Here is a 1,117-nt window from a genome sequence, read left to right as displayed (position 1 = left end):
CGGACTGCTTTGCCGATCGCGACTACTTCAAAGTCCATACCACCGGCAACGATGTTGGCCTATTCGTCAGCAAGCCATTCCTCAGCCGCATCAGTGGCACGTGGACCATCGCGCTGACGAGGCGGATCAACAATCCAGACGGCAGCTTTGGCGGCGTCGCACTGGCGTCGCTCAAGCTGTCTTACCTCGACAAACTCTACGCCACTTTGAATCAGGGCGCCGAGGATGCAATCACATTGTTCAGGACCGATGGCACGGTCGTCACGCGTAAGCCCTTCGTCTCTGACGTTGTCAACAAGAGCTTCAGGGCAAGCGACAGCTTCACGCGTATCCGAACACCGCCTGTGGGGTCGTTTGAAGGACCATCCCCTGTCAGCGGCCAAGAGCGCCTGATCTCGTTCCACCGCGTCGGTGCTCTCCCCCTTATCCAAGTGATTGAGATTTCAGCTAAGGGGGCATACGCGGATTGGTGGCGAAAGACCGTGATCGTGGGCAGCGTCCTGGGTCTTTTATGCCTAAGCTCTGTGTCGTTGCTGGTGCTGCTCAACATCGAGCTCGCGCGTCGCGTCAAGGTCGAAGCCGTCTTGGCGCGACTGGCCATGACCGATGGTCTCACCGAAGTGGCCAACCGGCGTCGCTTCGATGAGGTGCTCGAGACGGAATGGCAAAGAGCCATGCGCGATCGCACGAGCATCGCGTTGCTCATGATCGATGCCGATCACTTCAAGGCCTATAACGACACCTTCGGACATCAGAAGGGCGATGAGCTGTTGCGCAACCTGGCGGCCTGCGTCGCCAGCCACGTCCATCGGCCGGCCGATCTCGTGGCGCGCTACGGTGGCGAAGAGTTCGTGGTTCTGCTGCCACGGACCGATCTCACGGGAGCGCTTGCGGTCGCCGAGATGATGCGTACGGCCATTGTTGCATTGGCGGCACCACATCCCAAAGCGGCGAGGAAGGTTGCTACGGTCAGCATCGGCGTCACGTGCATGCAGCCGAACCGCATGAGCAGAAGCGACGAGCTCGTCACGCGGGCCGATGCCGCGCTCTATCAGGCCAAACTCGATGGCCGTGATTGCTGCAGATCGGCCCCAGACTTCGAACGTGGTGCCAAGGT

General features: G+C 60.3%; 1 protein-coding gene. It reads left to right on the top strand.

What is annotated here, in order from left to right:
* On the top strand, positions 1-1,117 hold a 1,117-nt coding region (locus M8523_RS36340), incomplete at both ends, for a sensor domain-containing diguanylate cyclase (RefSeq protein ID WP_282589650.1).

It is taken from the genome of Lichenifustis flavocetrariae (assembly GCF_026130545.1).
Classification (GTDB): domain Bacteria; phylum Pseudomonadota; class Alphaproteobacteria; order Rhizobiales; family Beijerinckiaceae; genus Lichenihabitans; species Lichenihabitans flavocetrariae.
This window is presented reverse-complemented; position numbering and strand designations above follow the sequence as displayed.